The sequence below is a fragment of the Sinorhizobium psoraleae genome, from assembly GCF_013283645.1.
Classification (GTDB): Bacteria; Pseudomonadota; Alphaproteobacteria; order Rhizobiales; family Rhizobiaceae; genus Sinorhizobium; species Sinorhizobium psoraleae.
In genome coordinates this window covers 1,413,031-1,436,469 of record NZ_JABEKV010000001.1, presented here as the reverse complement: position 1 = coordinate 1,436,469, position 23,439 = coordinate 1,413,031, and the positions used below count along the sequence as shown (strand labels likewise).

Here is a 23,439-nt window from a genome sequence, read left to right as displayed (position 1 = left end):
TCCCCATAGGCTACCCGTCACGGATCAGCCACGACCGGCAGCGTCGGCGATCCCCTTGGCGCATTTGAACTCTGTCGGTCCGGCCGCCTGGATCAGGCTTTTAAGGGCGTCCTTGCCCGCGAGATCTCCGGAAAGCCCGATGGTGAGGCCGGTGATGACGCTGCGGCCCTCCACCGTCTGACAACGCATGCGCACCCGGTCACCAGCACCGGCGCCGAAGCTCCGGTCAAAAGCCTGCTTGATCTCACTTTCGCCGATCTCGGAACCGACCTTTTCAGCAAAAAGGGCCTGCACGGCGGACGAGTTCAGTTCATCGAGAAGACGCAGTTGCAGCTTGAAGTAATCCTCGGCCTTTGCCGCCTGACAGGTGCCGCTCTGCAGCCACTGGTGGCGATCGAGGCCGGATTTGACGCCGGGCATGGCGACAAGCAGACGGGCTGCAGTCTCGTCGGCCATCGCAAGCTTCGGCAGGTCCAGCCAATCGCCCTTGCGGTCGCGCGCCTTAAGCTCCGCTTCGACGCCGCAGTAGCTTTTCTTCAGCGGCCAAAGCCCGTGCAGCGAGAAATGCGTCGCATCGAAACGGTCGGCCGTCTGGTCCACGCATTCCTTGCGGGTGGGTCGCGTCTCGCAAAATCCCGGCTGCCAGCTCACCGCCAGCACATATTGCGTCTTGTCGGAGCTTGTCGCCCCTGCAGTTTCGTCCGTCGACACGTCCTCGGCTGCGGCAAGGGACGACAGTCCCAGCCCCAGAATGAGCGTCGCAACCCTCGTAAGATTCGTTACCGCCTTCGCCCGCATTTCAGATAGCCTCCTACAAGAAAACAAAACGAGAACAAATATCGACAAAAACGCGAAAATTGCAACCCCTAATCCTCATTTCCGGATTCGTTGTGACCTCATGCGCAACAAGCAACAAGCAGCGATTGCCTTTGCGGCCCAAATCGATTTGATATCCGGCGGAGCATTTTCCCGCTGGAAAGTGTTTCCGGTTTTTGCGCAACCGGCGTCCTCTGTTGGGCGCATACAAGAGTCTGACGAATGTTCCGGGGGCATGCATGTTCGGGCAGGTGAGGACGCATCAGAGCCCGACGGGTGCCGCGCTCGGGTGGCGCCATTTCGCCACCTCTGCCGAGCCGAAGGGCATTCTCATCGTCAGCCACGGGCTCGCCGAACATTCCGGCCGCTATGCGCGCTTCGCCGAAGCAATGGCGGCACACGGATTTCACGTCTACGCGCATGACCACCGCGGCCACGGTGAGAGCCGGGCGCCGGACGCGCCGCTTGCGACCTTCGCGCATCGCGACGGAACGGAGAAGGTCATAGCGGACCTGCGGGCAATGCGCCACATGGCCGCCGCCAGCCACCCGGGCCTGCCGATCGTTCTCTTCGGCCATTCGATGGGCGGCCTCATCGCCCTCAACGCCGCCGAAAGCGATCCCGAGCTCTACGACGCTCTCGCCGTCTGGAATTCCAATTTCCGCCCCGGCATTGCCGGCCGAGGCGGTCAGGCGGTGCTGGCGATCGAGAGGATGCTCAAAGGCTCGGACGTGCCGAGCCCGCTGCTCACGAAGCTCACCTTCGGCGCCTGGAGCAAGGCGATTGCCGATCGGAAGACCGATTTCGACTGGCTGTCGCGCGACGAAAGTGAAGTCGCCAAGTATGCCGCCGATCCGCTCTGCGGTTTCGATGCGACGGTGTCGCTTTGGATCGACGTGTTCAAATTCGCCTTCGCCGGCGCTCGCGCGGACCGGCTGGCACGGCTGCACGTAAATCTGCCTGTCCATCTCGTCGGCGGCAGCGCCGATCCTTCGACCTTCAACGGTGCCGCCATTCGCTGGCTGGCCGGGCGGATGAAGGCGCGCGGCATGACCGATGTCACGGTTAGGATCCATGACGGCATGCGCCACGAAACGCTCAACGAGATCGGCCGGGAGAAGGCGACGGAAGACTTCGCCGCCTGGTGCCTCAAGGCCGTCGACAGGAAGCGCTGAAACGGAAGATCATGACCGACCTCTCGCTGCCCAAAATCGCCACCGATCATAGCCGCGTCTCCTACGGCCTGACGCTGATGGTCATCGCCGTTCTGATCTCGCCGCTGATCGACATTTTTGCCAAGCTGGCGATTGCCACGGTTCCGTCGGCGGAAATCACCGCCGCCCGCTTCCTGCTGCAGGTTGTCTTCATCCTGCCGGTCGTCCTTGTCCGACGTACCCTCTTTGACCTTACCTGGCGCAAGACTGCGCTGCATGCGCTGCGCGGCGGCCTTCTGGTGCTGACCATGCTCTCCTTCATCACCACGTTGAAGGTAATGGAGGTGGCCGACGCGATCGCGATCTTCTTCGTCGAACCGATCATCCTCACGATTCTCGGCAGTATCTTCCTGAAGGAGACGATCGGCTGGCGCCGTTATACGGCCTGTGCGGTCGGCTTCTTCGGCGCATTGCTTGTCATCCAGCCGAGCATGCAGGAAGTCGGCCTGATTGCGCTTCTGCCGATCGTCGCCGCCTTCGGCCTCGCAGTATTCCTGCTGGTCACCCGCATGGTCGCGCAGAACGAGGATCCCTGGTCGATGCAGTTCCATGCCGGCATCTGGGGCGGCCTCTTCTGCCTCGTCCTGCTGTCGTTCGGCGAAGGCAGCGGATCGAGCGTGTTCGATCCGCTCTGGCCGGAAGGCGACGCCTGGGGCTACCTGCTCGGCGTCGGCGTCACTGCGACGATCTCGGGCGTGCTCGGCGTCTATGCCTATCGCGCCGCCCCGGCCTCGGTGCTCGCGCCGCTCCAATATCTCGAGATCGTCTCGGCGACGATCTTCGGCTGGCTGGTCTTCGGCGATCTGCCGGATGCGCTGAAATGGCTGGGCATCGCGATCATCATCGCTTCGGGCCTCTATATCATCTGGCGCGAGCGCAAGGTCGAGAAGACGGCGAGCATCGCCCCGGTGTCGCCGGCGATCTGAGGCGTGCGTAAAATCAACAAATCCGCAAGCGGATAGAATGAAAGAGCATTGGGAGGTGTGTGGATGAAAACGGGTGGTCAACTGATTGTCGAGGCGCTGGTCGCAAACGGCGTCAAACGCATCTCGTGCGTGCCGGGAGAAAGCTATCTGGCCGTACTGGACGCGCTCCACGACACCGACATCGACGTCGTCGTCTGCCGCCAGGAAGGCGGCGCGGCGATGATGGCGGATTGCTGGGGGCGGCTCACGGGCGAGCCCGGCATTTGCATGGTGACCCGCGGCCCCGGCGCCACCAATGCCTCCGCGGGCCTTCATGTCGCAAGACAGGATTCGATCCCGATGATCCTCTTCATCGGCCAGGTGCAGCGCGATGCGCGCGAGCGCGAGGCCTTCCAGGAGATCGAGTATCGCCGCGCCTTCACCGAGGTCGCCAAGTGGGTAGGCGAAATCGACGATCCGGCGCGCATCCCAGAATTCGTCACCCGCGCCTTTGCCGTCGCAACCTCCGGTCGTCCGGGGCCGGTGGTGCTGACGCTGCCTGAAGACATGTTGACCGAGAGCACCGAGGCGCCCCCCGCGCGCGCCTACCAGCCGGTCGAAAGCCATCCGGGCCGTGGCCAGGTAGCCCGGTTGAAGGAGCTGCTCGCCGCCGCGAAACGGCCGATCGCCATTCTCGGCGGTACGCGCTGGTCGGCCGAAAGCGTAACGGAGTTCCAGCGCTTTGCCGAGCGCTGGAGACTGCCGGTCGGCTGCTCCTTCCGCCGCCAGATGCTCTTCGATCACTTCAACCCGCTTTATGCCGGCGATGTCGGCATCGGCATCAACCCCGCGCTGGCGAAGGAAATCAAGGAGGCCGACCTCGTCCTTCTCGTCGGCGGCCGTTTTTCGGAAATGCCCTCCTCCAGCTATACGTTGATCGACGTCCCCTACCCCAGGCAGACGCTGGTTCATGTCCATCCCGACCCGGCGGAGCTCGGCCGCGTCTACCGCCCGGATCTGGCGATCGCCGCGAGCCCACGCGATTTCGTTGCCGCACTCGACGACATCAGGCCCGCGGACGGCGAACCCGCGTGGTCCGCTCGCACCGCGGCGATGCACGAAGCCTATCTCAAATGGTCGACGCCGCCCGAGAAGGGACCCGGCGACGTGCAGATGGGGCCGATCATGAACTGGATCGAGGCGAATACCGCGCCGGACACGATCTTCACGAACGGCGCCGGCAACTACGCCACCTGGGTGCACCGCTTCCACCGCTTCCGCCGTTATGGAACCCAGGCGGCCCCCGCCTCGGGGTCGATGGGCTACGGCCTGCCGGCGGCCGTCGCGGCGAAGCAGCTCCACCCGGAACGCGAAGTCATCTGCTTTGCCGGCGACGGCTGCTTCCTCATGCATGGGCAGGAATTCGCGACCGCGATCCGTTATCAGCTACCGATCATCGTGCTCGTGATAAACAACGGCATCTACGGTACGATCCGCATGCACCAGGAACGCGAGTATCCCGGCCGTGTCAGCGCAACGGACCTTACCAATCCGGATTTTGCAGCGCTTGCGCGCGCCTATGGCGGCCACGGCGAAACAGTCGAGCGAACGGAAGAATTCGCCGATGCTTTCCTCCGAGCACGCGCCAGCGGCAAGCCTGCGATCATCGAGATCAAGCTCGACCCGGAAGCAATCACGCCAACGCGCACGCTCAGTGAAATCCGCAACGGCTGAGGGACGCAAACGAGAAGGCTTCTGCTCCCGGCAGCGCCGGGCGCCTTTCCAGACGCACACGCTGCAGCACTTTGAATTGCTGCATGTTTCTGTCCTTAGATCGGTCCTGATTAAGCACACACGCAGTAGGCCGCTCGTCAGATTGTCCGGATCATCTCCCAAATCTGGTCCGGCTCTCTGACGCCGGTCTGGTAAAGCTTGATGATCCTTCTAGCGAGTTGGTCGGCCTCCTCACTGGCGATAGACAAGTTGCGTTCCTTCAGCGCCTTGTTCAGCACGCCTTCGAGGATCAACACGTCGCCGGGAAGGATGGGATAATCTCGAAAGTTATTGAAGGGATTCATGGCCGATCTCCGCTCCAGGTAAATCTGCCGGTGGAGACAGTCTACGCGCGTTTGAAGAGACGGCGAATAGCGAAATACGGTTGTTCGGGCCGCCCGCCCTATTCCAGCCACTCGGTCGAAAAGGCATCGCTCGCATGCAGGTCCGTGGTCTCCAGCCGACCCGGACCAAGATTGGCGAACTTGTGCGGAACGTTCGCAGGTGCGACGACGATCTGCCCCGCCTCCGCTTCGATCGTCTCGTCGCCGACGGTGAACAGAGCACGGCCGGTGCGAACGATGAAGGTTTCCGGATAGGGGTGCCGGTGCAATTTCGGACCGCCGCCGATCCGGTCGGTCGTGTAGAATATGACCGAAACGCCGGCGCCATAATGACCGCCCTCGAACTCGCCCTGCCAAACGTCAGGCCTTGCGGCCCACTGGTCCCGGTTGATCAGATGCGGTCCGGCCATGCTTACCTCCCTATCCAGCACTCACAGCATGTTCGCTCGGCAGGCGGCAAACCGATCCTGTCAGCCGCGGATATGCTGGGTCTGCTGATAGACTGCGGTGGAGCGGGCGCCGGAACGGCAATAGCCGAGCATCGGGCGCTGGAATTCGTCGAGCGCATCCACCATGCGCGTCACGGCATCGGCGGTCACGCCCATCGGGCCCACCGGAATATGGGTAATCTCCAGGCCCAGCTCAGCAGCGCGTGCGGCGATCGCATCGAAAGTCGGTTGATCGGGCGCCTCGAAATCCGGACGATGGCAGACGATGGACTTGAAACCGAGCGCCTTGATCTCATCCAGGTCCTCGACCGTGATCTGGCCGGAGACCGAGTATTCATCGTTGATCTGGCGAATGTCCATGATGATGCTTCCTCTGAACTGCGTTGGCCTGATGTAGGCCGGGCATGAGGCGGCGTCAATCGCGAAGCAACCTTCAGGAAACGGCAAAGGCGAGCGCGTAGCCGCGCGACTGCCCGGGCTCGATGAGGCTGAGTTCGCCTGATGCGGCGAGTTCTCCTCGCTTCGCCAGACGGTGCGATGCGGGTTCGATGCTGATGACGTTGGCGCCGCCGCGCTGGCAGCGCCACATCTGCAAGAACGGTAGCGTGTCCACGCGAAACCGAACGATAAGCCGCCGCCCGCCAAGCCCCGGCAATGGCCCGAGCGCGACCTCCGACCAGCCGTCCTCTGCGTGAGCGGGAGTGCACAAGTGGGCGCTCTCGCCTTCGCCGAAGCGCCACTCCAGTGATCCGCTTTCGAGCGATGGACTGACGACCCGCGTTTCCTGGCCAAGCAGCCGGCCGCCAATGTTCATGTGATACATCATCATCGGCGCGAAGGCCGACGCGCCGATATTGGTCACGCGGTCCTCAAGCACTACGCATTGCCCGCCTTCGCTCATATGCCACCGACGCTCGACCGTCGCCTTGCCGCCACAGGCAAGATCCACCGCGGTCAGAGCCTCACAACGGGTGGCGTCGGCGGACATCTCCGTCCGGACGACGGGCGTGCCTGCAAGCGAACCATGCAGGGGGTAGCGCCTCCCGTCTTGACCTTCGACCGGCTCGGGATGGCGAATGTGATCGGGACCGCAGGTGAAGAAAAAGCCGGCAAGCGCCCGGTCGATCCGCGGGTCGCCGTCCGAGGGAATAGCGGAGCCGGGAGAAAGATCCGTGCCATCGACCACGAAGGCGGCAATGTCGAGCGCAGACGAGCGGTCGAACAGGAGATGACCGGGGACGCCGTCGTGCGTGCTGGTCAAGGTCGTTTCCATACGTATCTCCCGCAGTCGGCCCCACGCGTCTCTTCGGTGCAAACGGTGGGCTGCAATTCATTGAACTGCCGCTTGGCTCATTCTTAAATCGATTCCCTTGCAGGGAACATGCGCGAAGCGAGATGGCCACAAATGCATGAAAAGCAAAGTAAAATGCGTCGAGAACGACGAATCCCGATCGAACAATCCGGCTTTCGCGCGCGCTATCGACGTAGACGGTCGGGGAATACGGTGCGAGGATTGTTCCAAGGCCTCGGCCCGGCCTTCTCCCGGTTGAAACAGACGCCGGATCGATCTAACTACGGTTAACCAATCGGTCAGGATGAATTTTAACCAACCGTTCACGATGGATTCACTTTTTTCACATTAACGTCGAAATCGGCATGTACCGCCGCGGATCAACTACCATGAAAACAGGTTCTATCGTGACGACTGCGACCCGCACCGGCCTCTCGCTTCTTGCCGCAGCCGGCCTTTTGGCCGTGGAGCTTACCCCTGCTTCCGCGCAGGAAGGCTATTATCGCGGCGGCGGCGACGTGATCCTGGTTACGCCGAATGGCGAAATTCTCGACTATATGCCGGGGCAGGACGAGGTCCGCGCAATGCGTGACCACCGTGGCCGCACTGTTCTCGTCGATCCCTGGGGCAATGTCGTCGCCACAGTGATGCCGTCGGACGGTTACGGCAGAGCCCGCCGCAGGCAAAGCGACGTCGACGTCTATTCGAACGACGGCTACGCTGACTACGGCGACCGCGGCTACGGCTATTCCGAGCCCGGCGAGTTTACGGGCACGGTCCCGGACTACCGCGAACCGGCCCCGGTCGAGCGCGAGGAGCTGCGGGACAACCTGCCGGGCCTGATCGATGGCAGCGAGCAGGCGGCCTACGATCCGCAATATGACGAGCCGCTCAGGCAGCCGATGCCTCCGGCGCTCTCGGTGAAGGGCAAGTCGCGCGCGGAAATCGCCGCGCTGCAGGTGTTTCTCGACCGCGAGGGTTTCTCGCCGGGCGTCATCGACGGCAAGATGGGCTCCAATGTCACCAAGGCCATCGAAGCCTGGCAGCAGGCAACCGGCGAAACGCTCGACCCGAACAACACCGAGGACATCCTCGAACGGCTGCGTTTCAACGGCGGGCTGCCGATCACGACCTACACGATCACCGCTGCCGACGCGGCTGGCCCCTATGTTGCCTCGATCCCCGAAGACTATGCCCACAAGGCGATGCTTCCGCATCTGTCCTTCACGTCCACCACCGAGATGCTCGGCGAGAAATTCCACATGGACGAGAACTACCTGCGCGAACTCAACCCCGGTGTCGATTTTTCCATTCCGGGTACGATCATCAAGGTCATCAATCCGGGCCCGAACAAGGCGGGCAAGGTCGCGCGGATCGTGGCCGACAAGAGTCGCAAGCAGGTGCTCGCCTACGATGCGGCCGACAAGCTCATTGCCGCTTATCCTTCTACGATCGGCTCGTCGGACACGCCCTCCCCGTCGGGCATCGTGTCGGTCGAACGGATCGCCTTCGATCCGGGCTACACCTACAATCCGAAGATCAACTTCCAGCAGGGCGCGAACGACAAGATTCTGACCCTGCAGCCCGGACCAAACGGGCCCGTCGGCACCGTCTGGATCGCACTTTCGAAGCCGACCTACGGCATTCACGGCACCCCCGATCCATCGAAGATCGGCAAGACCCAGAGCCACGGCTGCATTCGCCTGACCAACTGGGACGCGACCGAACTCGGCAAGATGGTGAGCAAGGGCGTGACGGTGGAATTCGTCGACTGATCCGGGACCGCCGCTCGCGCCTCCGGCCAAGCGGCCGCTCCCGTTTTTCACAGCGCCGCAATCGATCCTGAACGCTTCTGCGGCGGCCATTCGGTATTGCGCGCCTTCATGACCTCATGAAACATTGTCATGAAAAACTTTGCGGCAATGGTTCTATCACTGACGAAGTATTTTCCATCACGATCGGTCGGCGCAGGATGGGCGGACGCGCTATGCCTTCCACATCCGCACCGAAGACAAGGAATGTCCGCAATGGCAACGGAGCGTGCTCTCCCCAACCTCTGGCATGCGACGGCACCCGCCGCGCCTGAAACCGGTCCGCTTACCGGCGAGCTGAGCACCGACGTGGCAATCATCGGCGGCGGTTTCACCGGCCTCTCCGCCGCGCTGCATCTTGCGGAAAAGGGTGTGAAAGCAACCGTGGTCGAAGCGCGTATGATCGGCTTCGGCGGTTCCGGCCGCAATGTCGGCCTCGTCAACGCCGGCATGTGGGTAAAGCCGGACGATCTCGTCGCAACCCTCGGCACTGAGGCCGGAAACCGGTTGTTGAACGAGCTCGGCGACGGTCCGTCTCTCGTCTACGATCTCGTCGCGAAACACGGTATGCAATGCGAGGCCGTACGCAACGGTACGCTCCACATGGCCGTCGGTGCCGAGGGCCTGAAGGACATCCGGGATCGCGAGGCGCAGTGGAAGAAACGCGGCGCGCCGGTCGAAGTGCTCTCGGCTGACAGAACCCACGTGCTCTCCGGCGCCGAGGGCTTTGCCGGCGCGTTGCTCGACCGCCGCGCCGGAACGATCCAGCCGCTTGCCTACGCAAGAGGGCTGGCGCGGGCAGCACTCGCCGCCGGCGCCAAGATCTTCACCGACACCCCTCTCCTTGCCGCCGAGCGCCAGGGCGATCAGTGGAGGCTTAAGGCAGGCCACGGCAGTCTTACCGCCCGCCACATCATTCTAGCGACCAACGCCTATGGAGCGCTCGTTCCCGACGTGCCGTGGAAGGCGCATACCCAGGAACTGACGATTCTCCCCTATTTCCAGTTCGCCACCAATCCGCTGCCCGAAAAGGTCGCAGCGCGGATCCTGCCGGAGCGTCAGGGCGCCTGGGATACGGGGCTCGTCATGACTTCCTTCCGCATGGATCAGCAGAACCGGATGATCTTCGGTTCGATCGGCCGGCTCGATGCCATGGCCGAGGGCACGCATCGCGCCTTCGCGGCCCGCTCGCTGCGCAAACTCTTCCCGAATATCGGCGATTTCCGCTTCGAATACTGGTGGGATGGCCGCATCGGCATGACGACCAACAACCTGCCCGCCATGCACGTGCTCGCGCCGAATGTCGTGTCGGTGAGCGGCTACAACGGCCGTGGCATTGCGCCCGGAACCGTCTTCGGACGAGCGCTCGCCCACCACGTCATGGGCGATGCCTCGGCAATTCCGCTTGCTGAAACACCGATTACGCCGGATCCGTGGCGGACGGTAAAATCCGCCTTCTATCACGCCGGCGCGCAGGCGAAGCATTTTGTCGACCGGCGCTTCTGAGCTCCGCTGCTCTTCACCTCCTGCCTGCCGGTTGTTCTCTCCCCCGTCATTCCTGTGCTTGTCACAGGAATCCAGCCGCACCGCGTCGGCAGTGCGAGAGACTCCATCTGGCGCTTTGTACCACTCCGAGGGCCAGCATTGTTGCCTCAGCAACCGCTCCCCTCGACAAGCCAAGGTCATTCACGGCGCGGACGCGCCGTGGCTGGTTCCCTGTGACGAGCACAGGGATGAGGAGCGTGTGGCTGTCATTCCGGCGGTAACTAAGCAGCGACCTGATAGCCGAATGTCGCGCCCGCCGTGCCGCTGCCAGACGTCTTGAAGGCGCGGAGACGTCGCGCAATCTGCTCGGCTTCGGCCGTTAGCGCCTGGCACGAGGCATTCGCCTGCTCCACCATTGCCGCATTCTGCTGGGTGATCCGGTCCATCTGGCTGATAGCGGTGTTTACCAGCCATTTGGTGCAGGTGCGACAAAAGATTCAACCGGAACTGACGAATGTCAATTCCGGTTGAATGACGATGAGCCGAGGCGGATCAAATGCGCCGGCCGGCAAAGCGACTACGCGGCGCGCAACCGCGCCCAGGACGGCACCCGCGCAGCCCAGGACCGCTGATAGGAAACGGGCAGGAGCGCCAGAACCTCCTGAGCGAGCGCAAGGGCGTTCTCGCGCGCCTTGTCGAGATTACTGACGCGGCCCGCATCCATCGTCTGCAGCGTTCCGCCGCATTCGAAAATCTCGCGATAGGCGGCGCGTTCGACGATCGGAGTATCGAGCATCGAAACGTTGCGCGAAGCAAGCAGCGTCTTGATCGCTTGGAGCGCGCGCGTGGTCACCAGCGAGTTGACCCGCGTGAGCACGACCGAATGCCTGATGCGAACCGTTGTCTTTTGTTCGATATGGCGGATCAGTTCCAGGATCTGAACCGCCCCTTGCGCGTCCATCGCGCAGCCCTGGACCGGGATCAGCACCTGATCGGACAGGCCCAGTGCCAGCGCGACGATTGCATCCTTGGCGCCGGCGAGATCGATCACGATGAAATCAGCCGCGTCTTTCAGTTCACGGATGTGGCAGGGCAGCGACGCGGGCGTGATATGCGAGATCACTTCGAGATTGGCGACATGGCCGGAGACTTCCGACCAGCGCGTGATCCAGCGCTGCGGGTCCGCGTCGAGCACCACCACCCTGTTGCCCTGTCTCGCCAATTCCGTCGACAGGATCAGTGCCGCCGTCGTCTTGCCGGCGCCGCCCTTTGCGTTGGCAAATGTGATGACCGCCATCTTCCACCTCATTCCGTCATTGTTTCGAGGCTCCGACCGATGCTTCAGCAGGCGGCGCCCTTAACAAAGCCTTTCAGAACATGGTTAACGAAATGGAAATTTTGGAAGGCAAAGATTAACCGCAGCGCCGCACATCAATGAAAAAGCCCGAAAAACCAAGGTCTTCCGGGCTCCAGAAAATTAACGCGATCCGGCTCAGATGCACTCTCTGAAGAGCTTCTTCGCCGCGTCGAGCGTCAGCTCCACCGGGTTGCCGCCGGCGGTGGGGTCGACGATCGCCATTTCCGACATTTCATCGATGCGATCGGTGCCGACCCCGAGTGCGGAAAGCCTGTCCGGCACGCCGAGCGCTTCACGCAACTTCAAGACGTAGTCATAAAATCCGTCGAAACCTCCGGCGATGCCGAGATAGGCCGCAGCACGCGCGATCTTGTCTTCGATCGCCGGGCGGTTGAAGCGCAGCACCGGCGGCATCACCACAGCATTGGTCATGCCGTGATGGGTGTTGTAGATCGCGCCGACCGGGTGGGAGAGCGAATGGATTGCGCCGAGCCCCTTCTGGAATGCCACAGCACCCATCGCCGCGGCACTCATCATGTTCGCGCGCGCTTCGATATCCGTGCCGTCCTTGTAGGCGCGCGGCAAATATTCCTTGACGAGCCGCATGCCCTCGAGCGCAATGCCCGCCGACATCGGATGATAGAAGGGCGAGGAATAGGCCTCCAGGCAATGGGCGAAGGCATCCATGCCGGTGCCGGCGGTGATGACCTTCGGCATGCCGACCGTCAGCTCCGGATCGCAGATCGTTACCCCCGGCAGGAACTTCGGGTGGAAGATCACCTTCTTTACATGACTTGCCGAATTGGTGATGACGCTGGCGCGACCGACCTCAGAACCGGTGCCGGCGGTCGTCGGCACCGCAACGATCGGTGCGATGCCTTCGACGCTCGCGCGTGTCCACCAGTCGCCGATATCCTCGAAGTCCCAGACCGGCCGCGTCTGGCCGACCATGAAGGCGACGCACTTGCCGAGATCGAGACCGGAACCGCCGCCGAAGGCGACGACACCGTCATGGCCGCCGTCTTTGAACGCCTTCACGCCTGCATCCAGGTTCTTGTCGTTCGGGTTCGGATCGACATCGGCGAAGATGGCGCGGCCAAGGCCGCCTGCTTCCAGGATATCGAGCGCATTCTGCGTGATCGCCATCGGCGCAAGGCCACGATCGGTCACGAGCAGCGGCTTCCTCATGCCGAGAGCCCTGCAATGGTCGGCAAGCTCCTTGACTCGGCCGGCGCCGAACTTGACGGCGGTCGGATAGCTCCAGTTGGCGGTGATCGTCATGCGGTTACTTTCTTCAGATGATAGGATTTCGGACGAGTGAGATTGTGGAAGCCGAGGATCGAAAGCGAGCCGCCACGGCCCGTTTCCTTGACACCCGTCCAGCAGAGCGCCGGGTCGAGATAATCCGCGCGGTTCATGAAGACGGTGCCGGTTTCAAGGTCGCGGCCGATGCGCGACGCGCGGTCCGCATCGTTCGTCCAGAGCGAAACCGTCAGGCCATACTGGCAATCGTTCATCAGCTCGATGGCCTCGGCGTCATTCTTCACCTTCATAATGCCGACCGCTGGCCCGAAGGTTTCCTCCCGCATGAACTCCATCGAATGATCGACGTCGACGAGGACCTGCGGCGCGAGATAGGCACCGCCGTCATCCTGCGGGAAGAGCTTGGGATCGATCAGCGCCTTGGCGCCCTTCGAAACGGCATCGGCGACCTGCTGGCGAACCGTGGCGGCGAAGCGCTTGTTGGCCATGGGTCCGAGCGTCGTCTCCGGATCGAGCGGGTTGCCGAGCTTGTAGTTGGAAACCCAGGCGACCGATTTTTCGACGAAGGCATCGTAGAGCGATTCATGCACATAGATGCGCTCGATGCCGCAGCAGCACTGGCCGGAATTGTAGGTCGCGCCGTCCATCAGCGTATCGACGGCGGCGTCGAGATCGGCATCCTCCATCACATAGCCGGGGTCCTTGCCGCCGAGCTCGAGGCCGAGCCCGGTAAAGGTGCCGGCCGCTGCACGCTCGATCGAGCGCCCGCCTTCTACAGAGCCGGTGAAATTGATGAAATCGAAGCTCTTCGCAGCGATCAGCGCCGCCGTCGTGTCGTGATCCAGGAAAAGGTTCTGGAACACATCAGCCGGCACGCCCGCTTCTATGAACGCGCGCACCATGCGCTCGCCAACGAGGATCGTCTGGCTCGCGTGCTTGATGATGACCGTGTTGCCGGCCATCAAGGCCGGGGCGACCGTGTTGATCGCCGTCATGTAAGGGTAGTTCCACGGCGCAATGACGAAGACGACACCATGCGGCTCGCGCTCAATGCGCCGCTCGAAGCGATCGCTCTCTTCGACGATAATCGGCTTCAGCGCATCGGCGGCGATGGAGGCGACATAGTTCGAACGCTCGTTGAAGCCCTTGAACTCGCCGCCGTAGCGCACCGGCCGGCCCATCTGCCAGGCAAGCTCGGGCACCACCTCGTCGACCATCTCGTTGAGTCGCGCAACGCCGGCGAGCACCAGCTTGACCCGCTCTTCGATGGGGCGCCTCGCCCAGTTCTTCTGCGCCAGACGCGCGTGCGCCACCGCCTGCTTGGCAAGCTCCAGCGGCATCGCGGGACGTTCGGCGTAGACCTCGCCGTTTACCGGGGAAATGCATTTGATCATCGTCATGATCGTCATCCTGTTTTCATTTCAATTGACTGTCCCCTCCCCACAAGAGGAAGGGGCTCGCTGGCGTCACCGCCCGGCGCCAGTTCAGCCCCCCGCAACTGGCAACAGCCCAGATTGAGTGAGGAGGCTGCCGACGGGAAGCCCTCGCCCGTGAGGAGGGGAACTTCTTATGCCCGTTCGAAACCGCGCGCGACCTCCCAGTCGGTGACGCGCCGGTCATATTCCTCCTGCTCCCACCGCGCCGCGCGGGTGTAATGGTCGATCACATCGTCGCCGAAGGCGGCGCGCAGCATTTTCGAGCCGGTCAATGCCTCGGTCGCGTCCCTCAGCGTGTGCGGGATCTCGCGTATGTCCTTGCCGTGATAGGCATCGCCGACGAAGGGCGCTTCGAGTTCCATCTTGCCTTCGATACCGGATATCCCCGCCGCGATCAAAGCGGCAAAGGCAAGATACGGGTTGAGGTCGGAACCCCCGACGCGGCATTCGATGCGGATCGCCTTGGTGTCTTCGCCGCAAAGGCGATAGCCGGCGGTGCGGTTGTCCTTGCTCCAGATCGCCTTGGTCGGCGCGAAGGTACCGGCCATGAAACGCTTGTAGGAGTTGATGTAAGGCGCGAGGAAATAGGTGATCTCGCTCGCATGGGTCAGAAGACCGGCCACGTAATGCCGCATCAGCTCGGACATGCCGTAACGCGCGCTCTTGTCGAAGAAGAGCGGCGTCTCGCCATCGGCACTCCAGAGCGACTGATGGATATGCGAGGAAGAGCCGGCAGCCGAATAGTTCCACTTAGCGAGGAAAGTGATGGCCTTGCCGCGCTGCCAGGCGATTTCCTTGCAGCCGTTCTTGATGATCGCATGGCGGTCGGCCATGGTCAGCGCATCGGCGTAACGGACGTTGATTTCTTCCTGACCGGCAGAAGCCTCACCCTTGGAATTCTCGACCGGGATCTCGGCGCCCTGAAGGCCGTTGCGGATCGCCCGCATCACATCCTCTTCCTTCGTCGTCTGGAAGATGTGGTAATCCTCGTTGTAGCCGCTGGCGAGCTGCAGGTCGCGATAGCCGGACTGGCGTGCGTCGTCATAGGACTGGTCGAAGAGAAAGAATTCGAGCTCGCTTGCCATGAAGGCCTTGAGGCCCATCGCCTCGAGGCGTGCAATCTGCTTCTTGAGGATGGCCCGGGGTGAATGCGGCACCTCTTCGTGCGTGTGGTGATCGAGCACGTCGCAGATGACCAGCGCCGTGCCTTCCAGCCACGGGATGCGCCGGAGCGTCGCAAGGTCCGGCTTCATCGTATAGTCGCCGTAGCCCTTCTCCCAGCTTGTCGCCTTGTAGCCGGAGACCGTTTCCATCTCCATGTCGGTCGCAAGCAGATAGTTGCAGCTATGCGTTTCCTTCCATGCGCTGTCGACGAAATATTCCGCATGGAAGCGCTTGCCCATCAAACGTCCCTGCATGTCCACCTGGCAGGCGAGCACGGTATCGATGCGGCCGGCGGCCACATCCTCTTTCAGTTCCTCGAACGAATAGCTCATGAAAGTGTCATCCCATGTTCGGTGCGGCCGTTCCCATGGCCGCAAAATAATGAGGCGGAAGCCGCAGCCGCGGCCCCGCCCTCTTGTTGTTGGTCAAGCTTCGCCGACAGCCTTTTCGGCAGCGACGATTTCGGCCTGGCGGCGCGCAACTTCCTCGCCGATCGGCGGGCCACGGAACCGGCGGCTCTCGAAACCGAACCAGACGATGCCGGTCACGATCAGGAAGCCGACGGTGATGTAGAGCGCCCAATCGTTCGGCGGCTGGATGCCGAGCACGAAGATCAGCACCATCGCGATGAGCGACAGGATGGCAAAGAGCTTGAATGTACCCTCGCCGAGGTTCCATGGCCCCATCTTGTCCCACTTCGAAGTGCCCCAGGCGAAAAAGCCGAGCGTGATCGGGATCGCGAAGGAGAAGAACAGGAAGATGACCGTGCACGAGACGACGATGGTGTAGACCGGCGTATCGCCGATCGAGACCAGCGACGAGCCCCAGACGAAGAGCACCGCGAGGATCGACCCGGTCCAGATCGCCGCTACCGGCGTACGATAGTTCGGGCTGACCTTGGCAAGCGCCTTTGAGGCCGGAAGGCCGCCGTCACGCGAGAAGGCGAAGATCATACGCGAGACCGAGGTCACCGTCGCAAGACCGCACAGCCACTGGCTGACGAAGATAGCGAGATAGAGAATGTCCTTGATGACAGGGTTCACCTGCGCGTCCATCGCCCAGAAGAACACGTTCCAGCCCTGCTTTGCTGCCTCGTCCATGTTCGGGATCATCAGGACGAAGGAGCACAGCATGATGTAGCCGAAAAGCGCCGACCAGAGGACCGACGAAACCATGCCGCGCGGCACGGAATGCGCGGCCTTGACCGTTTCCTCCGACGTGTGCGCCGAAGCGTCGTAGCCAGTGATCGTATAGATCGGCAGCAGGAGGCCGAGCAGGAAGACCCAGGTTCCGGATGTCTGCGGCCAGACGTTGCCGCCCGTTTCGCCCGAATAGTTGGAGAAGGTGAAGAGCCTGCCGATCTCGTAGCTGTCGGCAGCAGCAAGGCAAACGATGGCAAGCAGGATCGATGTCGCGAAGATCAGGTAGCCGGAAAAGTCGGTAAGCTTCGCCGTCAATCCGATACCCATATGGTTCACCAGCGCCTGCGCGCCGGTAATGATCGCCAGGAAGACGATGCGAGTGGTCGTCGTGTCTTCCAGACCGAAATAAGGTGCGCCGAACGACCCCATGAAGAAGTAGTAGGTGCCGACGTTGATGGCGCCGAGGACCGTCACCAGGCCAAGGAGATTGAACCAGGCCGTCAACCAGCCGGTGAAGCGGTTGCCGAGGATCGAGCCCCAGTGATAGAGGCCGCCGGCGGTCGGATAGGCCGAGCCGATCTGCGCCATGGCGACGGCGAAGACCAGCGAGATGAAGCATCCGAGCGGCCACCCGATGCCGATCGCCGCGCCACCCGCACCGGATGTCGCCTGCGCCAGCGAGTTGATGCCGCCAGACAGAATGCAAATGATCGAGAATGACACGGCGAAGTTCGAGAACTGGCTCATGCGCCGCTCGAGTTCCTGGGCGTAGCCCATCGAATGCAAGACCTGCAGGTCCTGCTTCTTATCGATATCGGTGTAGTCTGACATCTTCTTTCCCCTGTTTTCTCCTTGACCTCGCGCGCTATTGCAGGAGGCCCCATCACACCCGCTCCGGTCTCCGGAACGGGACCGCGGCTTTGCCGCTCCCCAGGGTCTTTTTATCGTGCCGGAAGGGCGGCCATGCTCTTCACGAGCAGCCCCTCCAGATAGTCAGCCATGACCCTTTGGCTGACCTCGTCCCGGATGAGATCGTTTCTGATCTCGATCATCACGTTCGGCAGTCCGTTTCGCACGCCGTATTCCACCAGGCTGTGCGTTACGCCGTCGGCCGGCCCATAGGGTTCGTTCCGGCGTATGTCGTAGGCGACCTCTCCATCCGTCGCGATCGCCAGCATGCGGTCCGCGAGCCGGCTGTCGGCATCGTGCAGGATGCCGATTTCGACAGTGCGCGGCTTGCCGAAATAGACCGGCGTGAAACTGTGCATGGTAACAAGGACCGGGTGCCGCCCGGCCGCCTTGCGGTCGGAAACGAACCGCAATATCGCGTCGTGGAACGGTCGGTAGATCTCATTGACCCGCGCCTCCCGTTCTGCTGCCGACATCGCCCTGTTTCCCGGCACCTCGTAGACTTCGCTGACAGCCGGCATCGCCGCGTCGGACTCGGGCGGCCGGTTGCAGTCATAGGCAAGGCGCGAAAAGCGCTGATGGATGAGCGTACCATCGAGCTTCTCGGCGAGATGCCTGGCGACCGCCAGCGCGCCGGGGTCCCAGGCGATATGGCTCTCCAGTGCTTCCTTTGAAAGGCCGAGCGTCCCAAGACGCTCCGGCAGGCGGGGCGACGCGTGTTCGCAGACGAAGAGGAACTCTCCCTCCGCGTCCGCATTGTCGATGGCGACCGGATCACCCTCTACGCGCGTCAAAAGTCCCGTCAAAACCGGCACCCCCAAATTGCCTCGTCAGACGATCTTAATGAAAAGAATTCTTCACGAATCAGTGGGTGTCAACGAAAATCTGAAACGATCTCTTCAAAAAGGCGATTGACTCCGATTGTGACAGCGATGTTTAATTCCTCACAAGCTGGCGGAGACCAGCTCAGGGGCACGACATTGACCAGCAAAACGGCATCCATGACGGTGTCGGATGTGATCAACGCACATTTCGGGGCGCTGACGCGCGCCGAGAAGCGATTGGCGGAGACACTTCTCGATAACTATCCCGTCTCCGGGCTCGGCTCGATCACCACGGTCGCCGAGAACGCCGGAGTTTCCACGCCGACCGTGGCGCGCATGGTCCAGAAGCTGGGCTTCCGCGGATTTCCCGACTTTCAATCACGGCTCCACCAGGAACTCGAGGCGACGATCTCCAACCCGATCGCCAAGCATGATCGTTGGGCCGCGAGCGCGCCCGGCACGCACACGCTCAATCGCTTCGCCGACGCTGTCATGGGAAATATGCGCCAGACGCTGTCCCAGATAGAGCCGCGCGAATTCGATCAGGCGGCTACCCTCATCGCCGATTGCAAGCGCAATATCTATCTTGCCGGTGGACGCATCACCCGCTCGATGGCGGACTACTTCTTCACCCATCTCCAGGTCATCCGCACCGGCGTGACGCAGATCGCGGCCAATCCGAGTTCCTGGCCGCACTACGTGCTGGACATGAAACAGGGCGATGTCCTGATCCTGTTCGACATCCGCCGCTACGAGCAGGAGATGGAAACGCTTGCCCGCTTCGCCCGCGATCGGGGCGTCGAAATCATCCTTTTCACAGACCAGTGGGGTTCGCCCGTCGCCAAGGCCGCTTCCAAGGTCTTCCGCGTGCACATCGAAGTGCCCTCGGCCTGGGACAGTTCGGTCATGCTGCTCTTTCTCGTCGAGGCGCTGATCGAGGCCGTGCAGAACATGAACTGGGACGAAACACGGGATCGAATGAAGATGCTTGAAGGCCTGTTCGATTCGACGCGCATCTTTCGCAAGCCGGTCTAGGAGGAACCGGCTGTGATTACAGGTCCCGCCGGGAAGCGGAATTCACCGCGATGCTGCGAGCGGTTGGCAGATGGAGGCGACCGCCGTCTCGCCGCCGACACGTATGGCGCGAACGGGACAGGACCTGTCACACAAGCTTCATCGCGCCTCTTTAACAGCATCGCCGAAATTACAACGCACGATTTAGTTGAAAGCACACAAGGAGAACGTCAGTGATTTCAAAGACTCAACGCCTGCTCTCGCTTTCCAGCGCCATGCTGCTCGCAACGACGGCGATTGCCGTCGCCGAGCCGAGCGAGGAGCTCATCGCCGCCGCCAAGAAGGAAGGCACGCTGACCACCATCGCGCTTCCGCACAGCTGGTGCGGATACGGCGACGTGATCGCCGGCTTCAAGGCCAAGTACGGTCTGGAGGTCAACGAACTGAACCCGGACGCAGGTTCAGGTGACGAAATCGAAGCCATCAAGGCCAACAAGGGCAACACCGGCCCGCAGGCGCCCGACGTGATCGACGTCGGTCTGTCCTTCGGTCCGTCGGCCAAGGCCGAAGGCCTCATCCAGCCCTACAAGGTCTCGACCTGGGACACGATCCCGGATAGCGCCAAGGATCCTGAAGGCTTCTGGTACGGCGATTATTACGGTGTTCTGTCCTTCGTGGTGAACACCGATATCGTCAAGGAAGTACCGGAGGATTGGGCCGATCTCAAGAAGTCGGACTACGCGAACTCGATCGCCATGGCCGGTGATCCGCGTGCGTCGAACCAGGCTGTGCAGGCCGTCTACGCAGCCGGTCTCGCTGCCGGCGAAAAAGACGCTGCAAAAGCTGGCGAAGCCGGCCTCGCCTTCTTCGCCGAAGTCAACAAGGCTGGCAACTTCGTTCCGGTCATCGGCAAGTCCGCCTCGCTGGCGCAAGGCTCCACCCCGATCATCATCGCCTGGGATTATAACGGCCTCTCCTGGCGCGACAGCCTCAACGGCAACCCGCCGGTCGAAGTCGTCGTTCCGGCTTCGGGCGTCGTCGCCGGCGTCTACGTGCAGGCGATCTCGGCCTTCGCTCCGCATCCGAACGCTGCCAAGCTCTGGATGGAATATCTCTATTCGGACGAAGGCCAGCTCGGCTGGCTGAAGGGCTATTGCCATCCGATCCGCTTCAACGATCTCGCCAAGAACGGCAAGATCCCGCAGGAGATGCTCGACAAGCTGCCGCCGGCAGCGGCCTATGAAAAGGCCGTCTTCCCGACGCTCGAAGAGCAGGCAGCCGGCAAGGAGGCGATCACCACCAAGTGGGACAGCGTCGTCGGCGCCAACGTGCAGTAGTCACTGTCATCGCCTCCCCGCGATCTACAGCGCCGTGCGTCTTGTCAGACGCACAAAGGTCGCTGTAGCACTTTGAATGCTGCATGGCTTTGTCGTTAAATCGTTCCGATTTAAGGAGCCAGGCAGTGGGCGGGGAGGCATTTCTTTTCCGATGCCGGGACAACCGAACCATATGAGCACCGTTGCAACGCCCTTGATCAGCAGACGCGCCATCATCGATTGGCTCGGCATTGCGCCCTTCATGATTTTCGCGCTGATGTTCCTGGTGGTGCCGACGCTCTATCTCGTTACCGGCGCCTTCCTGACGCCGGAAGGCGAATTCACCTTCAAGAACCTCGCCGATCTCTTCACGCCCTCGATCCTCAGCGCCTACTGGATCTCGATCCGGGTATCGGTCGCTTCGTCGCTCGGGGGAGCGCTGATCGGCTTCTTCCTCGCCTGGGCTGTCGTGCTCGGCGGCGTGCCGACCTGGGTCCGTTCCGGCCTTCTCACCTTTTCCGGGGTCGCCTCGAACTTCGCCGGCGTGCCGCTCGCCTTTGCCTTTCTGGCGACGCTCGGCCGGACCGGCCTTGTCACGGTTTTCCTGCGCGACTGGTTCGGTTTCAATCTCTACTCGACCGGTTTTAATCTCCTGAGTTTCTTCGGTCTCACCATCACCTACATGTATTTCCAGATCCCGCTGATGGTACTCATCCTGACGCCGGCGCTCGATGGCTTGAAGAAGGAGTGGCGTGAAGCCTCCGAGATCCTCGGCGCCTCGACATGGCAATACTGGCGCATGGTGGCCCTGCCGATCCTCTGGCCGAGCTTGCTCGGCACGACACTTCTGCTTTTCGCCAACGCCTTCGGCGCCATCGCAACGGCATATGCGCTGACCGGCAGCTCGCTCAACATCGTGCCGATCCTGCTCTATGCGCAGATCCGCGGCGACGTGCTGCACAACCCCAATCTTGGCTATGCGCTGGCGCTCGGCATGATCGTCATCACCGGCATCTCCAACATTCTCTACATCTGGCTGCGGATGCGCGCCGAACGGTGGCAGAAATGAAAGCACAACGCCTCGGCGCCTGGATCGCCATCGCCATCGGAGCGAGCTACTTCATCATTCCGCTGCTCGGCACACTGGAATTCTCGCTGCGCATGCGCCGCGGCGAATATTCCTTCGACGCCTACCAGTCGGTTTTCGCCGATATCCAGTTCCGCGAGACCTTCGGCTATTCGATGCTGATGGCGCTGCTGACCATCATCTTCGGCATGCTGCTCGTCGTGCCGACCGCCTACTGGGTGCGGCTGCGCCTGCCGCAGGTCCGCCCGGTCGTCGAATTCATCACGCTGCTGCCGCTCGTCATTCCGGCAATCGTCATCGTCTTCGGCTATCTGCGCCTTTACAACTCCTCCTCGGTGCTGCCGCTGACCGGCTCGACCTCGGGGACGAATGCGCTCCTGATGTTTTCCTACATGACGCTGTCGCTTCCCTACATGTATCGTGCGGTCGATACAGCCATGCGGGCGATCGACGTCAGGACGCTGACGGAAGCGGCCGAGAGCCTTGGCGCCAAATGGCCGACAGTCCTCTTCCGCTGCATCTTCCCGAACGTGATGAGCGGCGTGCTGTCCGGCTCCTTCATCACCTTCGCGATCGTGATGGGCGAATTCACCATGGCCGCGCTGCTCAACCGGCCGGCATTCGGTCCCTACCTGCAGCTCGTCGGCGCCAACAAGGCCTACGAGCCCTCGGCGCTCGCCGTTATCGCGTTTGCCATCACCTGGCTCAGCATGGGTCTGATCCAGCTCGTCTCCCGTTTCCAGAAATCCGCTCCGGCCAAGGCTTGATCACATGGCATTCCTGACACTGACCAACATCCAGAAGTCCTTCGGCCCGGTTCAGGTCGTGCACAACTTCAACATGGGCATCAACAAGGGCGAGTTCGTTTCCTTTCTCGGGCCCTCCGGCTGCGGCAAGACCACGATCCTGCGGATGATTGCCGGCTTCGAGACCCCGTCCGGCGGCTCCGTTATCATCGACGGCAAGAACCAGGGCTCACTGAAGCCGAACCAGCGCAATATCGGCATGGTGTTTCAGGCCTATGCGCTGTTCCCGAACATGAACGTGCACGACAATGTCGCCTTCGGCCTCAAGGTCGCGGGCGCTTCCAAAACGGAAATTGATCAACGGGTGAAGCAGATGCTCGGGCTGATCAAGCTCGAGCACCTGGCGGACCGCTTCCCCTATCAATTATCCGGCGGCCAGCAGCAACGCGTGGCGCTTGCCCGCGCGCTTGCGGTCAAGCCGCAAGTGCTGCTGCTCGACGAGCCCCTCTCCGCACTCGACGCGAAGATCCGCGTGTCGCTGCGCGAAGAGATCCGGCAGATCCAGCAGCAGCTCGGCATTACCACCGTCTTCGTGACGCACGACCAGGAGGAGGCGCTGTCGATCTCCGACCGCATCGTCGTCATGAACGCCGGCCACGCCGACCAGATCGGCACCCCCTTCGAGATCTACAACACGCCGGCAACCCGTTTCGTCGCATCTTTCGTCGGGACGCTGAACATCATCGAGGGCAAGGTCGCAGACCCCTCCGCCGGCGCAGTCACAATTGGCGGCCAGAGGATTTCGCTGAAGGAGTCGATCGCCGGCCTGAAGGGCGGCGACAGCATCTCGCTTGCACTGCGCCCGGAAGCGGGCTCGATTGCCGAAGGCGCCAGGGGCGATACCGCGCTTATCGGCGAAGTCGTCTCCACGAGCTTCCTCGGCTCGGTCATCCGGACAAAATTGCGTGTCGGCAGCGACATCATCTCATTCGACACGTTCAACGACCCCGGTCTCACGCTGCCGGTCTCGGGTGAAAACGTCACCCTGCGCTTCGCCGCCAAGGACCTGCTCGTCATCCGTGAATAGGGGCCG

Annotated in this window: 22 protein-coding genes; 10 read left to right on the top strand and 12 right to left on the bottom strand. The window is 62.1% G+C overall.

The window, feature by feature from the left end; all coding sequences use genetic code 11:
• Window positions 1-24: 24 nt before the first annotated feature.
• Complete coding sequence (locus tag ILFOPFJJ_RS06595; protein ID WP_173509726.1) at window positions 25-798, bottom strand: ribonuclease T2; 774 nt, start codon at window positions 796-798, stop codon at window positions 25-27.
• 257 nt (window positions 799-1,055) lie between these two features.
• Between ILFOPFJJ_RS06595 and ILFOPFJJ_RS06590 the strand changes: the two genes are divergently transcribed.
• The 3 genes from ILFOPFJJ_RS06590 to ILFOPFJJ_RS06580 all read left to right on the top strand — a co-directional run bounded on the left by ILFOPFJJ_RS06590 (window position 1,056) and on the right by ILFOPFJJ_RS06580 (window position 4,669).
• Complete coding sequence (locus tag ILFOPFJJ_RS06590; RefSeq protein ID WP_173509725.1) at window positions 1,056-1,991, top strand: alpha/beta hydrolase; 936 nt, start codon at window positions 1,056-1,058, stop codon at window positions 1,989-1,991.
• Window positions 1,992-2,002: 11 nt separating this feature from the next.
• Window positions 2,003-2,956 (top strand): DMT family transporter, encoded by a 954-nt coding sequence (locus ILFOPFJJ_RS06585; protein WP_173509724.1) that lies wholly within the window; start codon window positions 2,003-2,005, stop codon window positions 2,954-2,956.
• A gap of 63 nt (window positions 2,957-3,019) precedes the next feature.
• Window positions 3,020-4,669 (top strand): thiamine pyrophosphate-binding protein, encoded by a 1,650-nt coding sequence (locus ILFOPFJJ_RS06580; protein ID WP_173509723.1) that lies wholly within the window; start codon window positions 3,020-3,022, stop codon window positions 4,667-4,669.
• 137 nt (window positions 4,670-4,806) lie between these two features.
• Here ILFOPFJJ_RS06580 and ILFOPFJJ_RS06575 read toward each other — a convergent pair whose 3' ends face one another.
• The 4 genes from ILFOPFJJ_RS06575 to ILFOPFJJ_RS06560 all read right to left on the bottom strand — a co-directional run bounded on the left by ILFOPFJJ_RS06575 (window position 4,807) and on the right by ILFOPFJJ_RS06560 (window position 6,774).
• The gene (locus tag ILFOPFJJ_RS06575) at window positions 4,807-5,013 is read right to left on the bottom strand and encodes a hypothetical protein (RefSeq protein ID WP_173509722.1); all 207 of its coding nucleotides are present in this window, start codon (window positions 5,011-5,013) and stop codon (window positions 4,807-4,809) included.
• Between the two features lie 98 nt (window positions 5,014-5,111).
• Window positions 5,112-5,462, bottom strand: coding sequence for a cupin domain-containing protein (locus ILFOPFJJ_RS06570; RefSeq protein WP_173509721.1), 351 nt, complete (start codon window positions 5,460-5,462; stop codon window positions 5,112-5,114).
• Window positions 5,463-5,522: 60 nt separating this feature from the next.
• Window positions 5,523-5,861 carry a protein tyrosine phosphatase family protein gene (locus tag ILFOPFJJ_RS06565; RefSeq protein WP_173509720.1) on the bottom strand — a complete coding sequence of 113 codons (339 nt, stop codon included), beginning with the start codon at window positions 5,859-5,861 and terminating at the stop codon, window positions 5,523-5,525.
• 73 nt (window positions 5,862-5,934) lie between these two features.
• A complete protein-coding gene (locus tag ILFOPFJJ_RS06560; protein ID WP_173509719.1) occupies window positions 5,935-6,774 on the bottom strand; it encodes a DUF4432 family protein in 840 nt (279 codons plus the stop codon).
• 383 nt (window positions 6,775-7,157) lie between these two features.
• Here ILFOPFJJ_RS06560 and ILFOPFJJ_RS06555 point away from each other — a divergent pair, with 383 nt between their 5' ends.
• Both ILFOPFJJ_RS06555 and ILFOPFJJ_RS06550 read left to right on the top strand, forming a co-directional pair.
• Window positions 7,158-8,567, top strand: coding sequence for a L,D-transpeptidase family protein (locus ILFOPFJJ_RS06555; RefSeq protein ID WP_173509718.1), 1,410 nt, complete (start codon window positions 7,158-7,160; stop codon window positions 8,565-8,567).
• A gap of 252 nt (window positions 8,568-8,819) precedes the next feature.
• Window positions 8,820-10,109: an NAD(P)/FAD-dependent oxidoreductase gene (locus ILFOPFJJ_RS06550; RefSeq protein ID WP_173509717.1), complete on the top strand. Its 1,290-nt coding sequence runs from the start codon at window positions 8,820-8,822 to the stop codon at window positions 10,107-10,109.
• A gap of 260 nt (window positions 10,110-10,369) precedes the next feature.
• On the opposite strand, the gene ILFOPFJJ_RS06545 is transcribed toward ILFOPFJJ_RS06550, so the two are convergent.
• The 7 genes from ILFOPFJJ_RS06545 to ILFOPFJJ_RS06515 all read right to left on the bottom strand — a co-directional run bounded on the left by ILFOPFJJ_RS06545 (window position 10,370) and on the right by ILFOPFJJ_RS06515 (window position 18,165).
• Entirely contained in the window at window positions 10,370-10,534 is a 165-nt protein-coding gene (locus ILFOPFJJ_RS06545) for a hypothetical protein (protein ID WP_173509716.1), read from the bottom strand.
• Window positions 10,535-10,665: 131 nt separating this feature from the next.
• Window positions 10,666-11,385 carry an AAA family ATPase gene (locus tag ILFOPFJJ_RS06540; protein ID WP_173509715.1) on the bottom strand — a complete coding sequence of 240 codons (720 nt, stop codon included), beginning with the start codon at window positions 11,383-11,385 and terminating at the stop codon, window positions 10,666-10,668.
• A 195-nt stretch (window positions 11,386-11,580) separates the two neighbouring features.
• On the bottom strand, window positions 11,581-12,726 hold the full coding sequence (locus ILFOPFJJ_RS06535; RefSeq protein WP_173509714.1) for an iron-containing alcohol dehydrogenase: 1,146 nt from the start codon (window positions 12,724-12,726) through the stop codon (window positions 11,581-11,583).
• Complete coding sequence (locus tag ILFOPFJJ_RS06530; protein ID WP_173509713.1) at window positions 12,723-14,108, bottom strand: aldehyde dehydrogenase family protein; 1,386 nt, start codon at window positions 14,106-14,108, stop codon at window positions 12,723-12,725. The genes ILFOPFJJ_RS06535 and ILFOPFJJ_RS06530 overlap by 4 nt, the downstream gene beginning before the upstream one ends.
• A gap of 167 nt (window positions 14,109-14,275) precedes the next feature.
• The gene (locus tag ILFOPFJJ_RS06525; RefSeq protein WP_173509712.1) at window positions 14,276-15,640 is read right to left on the bottom strand and encodes a glutamine synthetase family protein; all 1,365 of its coding nucleotides are present in this window, start codon (window positions 15,638-15,640) and stop codon (window positions 14,276-14,278) included.
• Window positions 15,641-15,733: 93 nt separating this feature from the next.
• Entirely contained in the window at window positions 15,734-17,281 is a 1,548-nt protein-coding gene (locus ILFOPFJJ_RS06520) for an amino acid permease (protein WP_173509711.1), read from the bottom strand.
• A gap of 110 nt (window positions 17,282-17,391) precedes the next feature.
• The gene (locus ILFOPFJJ_RS06515) at window positions 17,392-18,165 is read right to left on the bottom strand and encodes an N-formylglutamate amidohydrolase (RefSeq protein ID WP_173510172.1); all 774 of its coding nucleotides are present in this window, start codon (window positions 18,163-18,165) and stop codon (window positions 17,392-17,394) included.
• A 174-nt stretch (window positions 18,166-18,339) separates the two neighbouring features.
• Between ILFOPFJJ_RS06515 and ILFOPFJJ_RS06510 the strand changes: the two genes are divergently transcribed.
• The 5 genes from ILFOPFJJ_RS06510 (at window position 18,340) to ILFOPFJJ_RS06490 (ending at window position 23,433) form a co-directional block, all read left to right on the top strand.
• Window positions 18,340-19,218 carry a MurR/RpiR family transcriptional regulator gene (locus ILFOPFJJ_RS06510; protein ID WP_173509710.1) on the top strand — a complete coding sequence of 293 codons (879 nt, stop codon included), beginning with the start codon at window positions 18,340-18,342 and terminating at the stop codon, window positions 19,216-19,218.
• 212 nt (window positions 19,219-19,430) lie between these two features.
• Window positions 19,431-20,534: an ABC transporter substrate-binding protein gene (locus ILFOPFJJ_RS06505; RefSeq protein WP_173509709.1), complete on the top strand. Its 1,104-nt coding sequence runs from the start codon at window positions 19,431-19,433 to the stop codon at window positions 20,532-20,534.
• 172 nt (window positions 20,535-20,706) lie between these two features.
• The gene (locus ILFOPFJJ_RS06500; RefSeq protein ID WP_173509708.1) at window positions 20,707-21,582 is read left to right on the top strand and encodes an ABC transporter permease; all 876 of its coding nucleotides are present in this window, start codon (window positions 20,707-20,709) and stop codon (window positions 21,580-21,582) included.
• Complete coding sequence (locus ILFOPFJJ_RS06495; RefSeq protein ID WP_173509707.1) at window positions 21,579-22,367, top strand: ABC transporter permease; 789 nt, start codon at window positions 21,579-21,581, stop codon at window positions 22,365-22,367. Before ILFOPFJJ_RS06500 ends, ILFOPFJJ_RS06495 begins: the two co-directional genes overlap by 4 nt.
• Window positions 22,368-22,371: 4 nt before the next feature.
• Window positions 22,372-23,433, top strand: coding sequence for an ABC transporter ATP-binding protein (locus ILFOPFJJ_RS06490; RefSeq protein ID WP_173509706.1), 1,062 nt, complete (start codon window positions 22,372-22,374; stop codon window positions 23,431-23,433).
• The last annotated feature ends 6 nt before the right edge of the window (window positions 23,434-23,439 follow it).

Coding starts and splice junctions, on each gene's coding strand:
- ILFOPFJJ_RS06595 (WP_173509726.1), bottom strand. CDS start 798: ATGCGGGCGAAGGCGGTAACGAATCTTACGAGGGTTGCGACGCTCATT.
- ILFOPFJJ_RS06590 (WP_173509725.1), top strand. CDS start 1,056: ATGTTCGGGCAGGTGAGGACGCATCAGAGCCCGACGGGTGCCGCGCTC.
- ILFOPFJJ_RS06585 (WP_173509724.1), top strand. CDS start 2,003: ATGACCGACCTCTCGCTGCCCAAAATCGCCACCGATCATAGCCGCGTC.
- ILFOPFJJ_RS06580 (WP_173509723.1), top strand. CDS start 3,020: ATGAAAACGGGTGGTCAACTGATTGTCGAGGCGCTGGTCGCAAACGGC.
- ILFOPFJJ_RS06575 (WP_173509722.1), bottom strand. CDS start 5,013: ATGAATCCCTTCAATAACTTTCGAGATTATCCCATCCTTCCCGGCGAC.
- ILFOPFJJ_RS06570 (WP_173509721.1), bottom strand. CDS start 5,462: ATGGCCGGACCGCATCTGATCAACCGGGACCAGTGGGCCGCAAGGCCT.
- ILFOPFJJ_RS06565 (WP_173509720.1), bottom strand. CDS start 5,861: ATGGACATTCGCCAGATCAACGATGAATACTCGGTCTCCGGCCAGATC.
- ILFOPFJJ_RS06560 (WP_173509719.1), bottom strand. CDS start 6,774: ATGGAAACGACCTTGACCAGCACGCACGACGGCGTCCCCGGTCATCTC.
- ILFOPFJJ_RS06555 (WP_173509718.1), top strand. CDS start 7,158: ATGTACCGCCGCGGATCAACTACCATGAAAACAGGTTCTATCGTGACG.
- ILFOPFJJ_RS06550 (WP_173509717.1), top strand. CDS start 8,820: ATGGCAACGGAGCGTGCTCTCCCCAACCTCTGGCATGCGACGGCACCC.
- ILFOPFJJ_RS06545 (WP_173509716.1), bottom strand. CDS start 10,534: ATGGACCGGATCACCCAGCAGAATGCGGCAATGGTGGAGCAGGCGAAT.
- ILFOPFJJ_RS06540 (WP_173509715.1), bottom strand. CDS start 11,385: ATGGCGGTCATCACATTTGCCAACGCAAAGGGCGGCGCCGGCAAGACG.
- ILFOPFJJ_RS06535 (WP_173509714.1), bottom strand. CDS start 12,726: ATGACGATCACCGCCAACTGGAGCTATCCGACCGCCGTCAAGTTCGGC.
- ILFOPFJJ_RS06530 (WP_173509713.1), bottom strand. CDS start 14,108: ATGACGATGATCAAATGCATTTCCCCGGTAAACGGCGAGGTCTACGCC.
- ILFOPFJJ_RS06525 (WP_173509712.1), bottom strand. CDS start 15,640: ATGAGCTATTCGTTCGAGGAACTGAAAGAGGATGTGGCCGCCGGCCGC.
- ILFOPFJJ_RS06520 (WP_173509711.1), bottom strand. CDS start 17,281: ATGTCAGACTACACCGATATCGATAAGAAGCAGGACCTGCAGGTCTTG.
- ILFOPFJJ_RS06500 (WP_173509708.1), top strand. CDS start 20,707: ATGAGCACCGTTGCAACGCCCTTGATCAGCAGACGCGCCATCATCGAT.
- ILFOPFJJ_RS06495 (WP_173509707.1), top strand. CDS start 21,579: ATGAAAGCACAACGCCTCGGCGCCTGGATCGCCATCGCCATCGGAGCG.
- ILFOPFJJ_RS06490 (WP_173509706.1), top strand. CDS start 22,372: ATGGCATTCCTGACACTGACCAACATCCAGAAGTCCTTCGGCCCGGTT.